Here is a 2243-nt window from a genome sequence, read left to right on the forward strand (position 1 = left end):
GATGGGTGGGAATGTCGAGCGCCAGTGATTGCATCATCCGGCAATATTCGGCCCAGGCGATATGCTGCTCATAGTCATTGCACATAGCTGCCCCACGCGTTCGGTCAGTTGCAGAGTTATGTAAAATAGCGCGGCTTGCCCGCAACGCCACCGGCTACAAATTTTCTGCTATGCTCCGAAATCCTGGGCGACCCGCCCAAGCACCTTGCGTGGTTTGTCGGTGATGACATCTCCATGGCTTACAATGATGCGCTCAAGGTCGGGCTCATCAGACCATTTGCGGAAAGCCGCGCCCAGCGCCTTGCCGTCCTTGACAAAGAACCACCTGCCAACACGCGGCATGCTCGGCCGGTCAACGCCAAAGCCAAGCACACGCGCCATGATGTGGGCACCAATCCCATGGGGGTGGCGGACATTGGCTAGGATGTCGTTGACGACAAGGGTTGTACTGCCGTCGCGGCGCACGAGCAGCGCCGCTTCCTTTTCGGCCACACCCGGCACCGTCTCCATGCGAACGGAAGGATCATCGAAGATATTCGCAGTTGAATCGACTTTGATAACTTTCTCCACGGCTTCCCGCGCCCCTGGCGGGCAGACAATTTTCGCTCGGGGATAGCGAAGCTTCCAAGGCTTGATGTCGAGCCGATGGCCAGGGCCCGGCACGATGAGAAAGGCTGGATCGCCGAGCGCTTCAATCTCCTGCATTTCCGGTTCCGCAAGGGGAATGCAGCTCCAGATCGCGGTGCGGTCTCCCACCAAGCCGATGACCGTCATTCGTCGCGGAAAATGGCCAAGCGGCATCTGGATTTCGCCGCTGACCGTCAAGAGACCGTCAGCAACCGTTTCCAAACGGCCGTGCGGCTCAACTTGCCATGTCTCATGGAACCTCGGCATGCAACATCCACGCTTGGTTTGCATCGATAATTGCTGCGTGAGAATTTCGTTCCGTGCGCAAACAGCTGATGAAGCAAGGGCCTGCCGGACGTCTCCCTTGCAGGGCCGGGCCGTCGGCAAAGCTGAAGCCCCGCCTGCGACGGTCTTCACCCATACGGGCTTCCATCCCCGACGCGAGATCGGTCGCGCCGACGCTCCTTCCAACTGGTGGGTATCGAGACGTGGCGACGAGAGTGAGAGTGCGGACCGGGTTTGCCGTGACGGGTTGAAAGTCGGGAGAGAGGCTCCTGGCGCCCGTCGCGGAGAACCGCGATGCCCAGAAACACCGCTGGCGCCCGTTCCGGCAACGACCGGCCAGGCCTCTATCAGGAAATCACCGACAAGATCATCGCCGAGTTGGAAGCCGGACGCATCCCGTGGGTGCAGCCCTGGGGCACAGCGGCGGCAAAGGCGCCGCTCGCCGTGCCGGAAAACGCGTCGACCCACCGGCGCTACTCCGGCATCAACATTCTGATCCTGTGGGGCGCGGTCATCGAGCACGGTTTCACCGGCCAGAGCTGGCTCACATTCCGCCAGGCGCTCGGGCTCGGCGGCAATGTCAGGAAGGGAGAACATGGGACGACCATCGTCTACGCCGACCGCTTCGTGCCCGACGACGAGAAGAAGCGAGCCCGCGAGAGCGGGGACAAGGCACAGGCGATTCCATTTCTCAAACGCTTCACAGTCTTCAACGCCGATCAATGCGAGAACCTGCCGCAGGACATCGCCGCCGTCGCACCGCCACCTCTCCCGGGCATGATCGAACCGCAAGCAGAGGCGCTGATCCGGGCCACCGGCGCCGATTTTCGGATCGGAGGCAGCCGCGCCTTCTACAGCCCTGCGAGCGACTTCGTGCAGGTCCCGCCGCCAGCCGCCTATTTCGAACCGATCAATTGGCACCGCACCGCATTCCATGAACTGGGGCATTGGTCGGGTCATTCCTCCCGGCTCGGCCGTGATATGGCCGGTTCCTTCGGCTCCAAATCCTATGCGCGGGAGGAACTGGTGGCAGAGATGGCAGGGGCCTTTGTCTGCGCTTCTCTCGCCATCGTGCCGACGGTGCGCCATGCCGACTACATCGGCTCATGGCTGGCGGTCCTGCGAGAGGACAATCGCGCCATTGTCCGTGCCGCCAGCGCCGCCTCGAAGGCCGCCGAGTTCATCCTCGGTTTCCAGCCTGGCGTCGATCAGCAAGCGACCGCGGCAGCAGTGAATGACAAACGGAAGGCGGCGTGATGGGCCACGCCGACCCGGATTCGGGATCGCGCTTCGCCGGCTTCCCGGTTCGGTGGCCAGGAGAGTGAGAGGGG

The 2243-nt window shown here is 62.4% G+C and carries 2 protein-coding genes and 1 pseudogene; 1 reads left to right on the forward strand and 2 read right to left on the reverse strand.

What is annotated here, in order from left to right; translation table 11 throughout:
• Both EN993_RS38165 and EN993_RS34910 read right to left on the reverse strand, forming a co-directional pair.
• Window positions 1–85: pseudogene (locus EN993_RS38165) on the reverse strand (SOS response-associated peptidase); the annotation flags it as partial.
• A gap of 83 nt (window positions 86–168) precedes the next feature.
• Window positions 169–918 (reverse strand): hypothetical protein, encoded by a 750-nt coding sequence (locus EN993_RS34910; protein WP_127266155.1) that lies wholly within the window; start codon window positions 916–918, stop codon window positions 169–171.
• A 288-nt stretch (window positions 919–1206) separates the two neighbouring features.
• Here EN993_RS34910 and EN993_RS34915 point away from each other — a divergent pair, with 288 nt between their 5' ends.
• Window positions 1207–2169 (forward strand): zincin-like metallopeptidase domain-containing protein, encoded by a 963-nt coding sequence (locus EN993_RS34915; RefSeq protein WP_127266156.1) that lies wholly within the window; start codon window positions 1207–1209, stop codon window positions 2167–2169.
• The last annotated feature ends 74 nt before the right edge of the window (window positions 2170–2243 follow it).

The organism is Mesorhizobium sp. M7D.F.Ca.US.004.01.2.1 (assembly GCF_003997785.1).
In the GTDB taxonomy this organism is placed as follows: Bacteria; Pseudomonadota; Alphaproteobacteria; order Rhizobiales; family Rhizobiaceae; genus Mesorhizobium; species Mesorhizobium loti.